At 68.3% G+C, this 281-nt stretch carries 1 protein-coding gene; it reads left to right on the top strand.

Annotated features, from left to right (window positions below; genetic code table 11):
- On the top strand, positions 1 to 281 hold a 281-nt coding region (locus R0J88_RS19590), incomplete at both ends, for a hypothetical protein (RefSeq protein WP_410900811.1).

Consider the following 281-nt stretch of genomic DNA (forward strand, 5'->3'; position numbering starts at 1 on the left):
GGGGCCGAGTTTCTCGACCGCTATGTCGCACCGCTCGCCGCGCACCCGTCGATCAGCTCGCGCCTGCATGTCGATAGCCGCGTCACCCATGTCAGTCGACAACAGCATGATGTGCTGCGCAGTGGCGGTCGCGATGAGGCGCCCTTCGTGCTGCGCGTCGAGGGCCCTGATGGCCCGCGCGATGTGCTGGCCCGCGCGGTGATCGATGCCACCGGCACCTACCAGACCCCCAACTGGATCGGGGCGCACGGCATTCCCGCCATTGGTGAGCAAGTGGCGGC

Origin of the sequence: Pseudoalteromonas sp. SIMBA_162 (assembly GCF_046535955.1) — a bacterium.
Classification (GTDB): domain Bacteria; phylum Pseudomonadota; class Gammaproteobacteria; order Enterobacterales; family Alteromonadaceae; genus Pseudoalteromonas; species Pseudoalteromonas marina.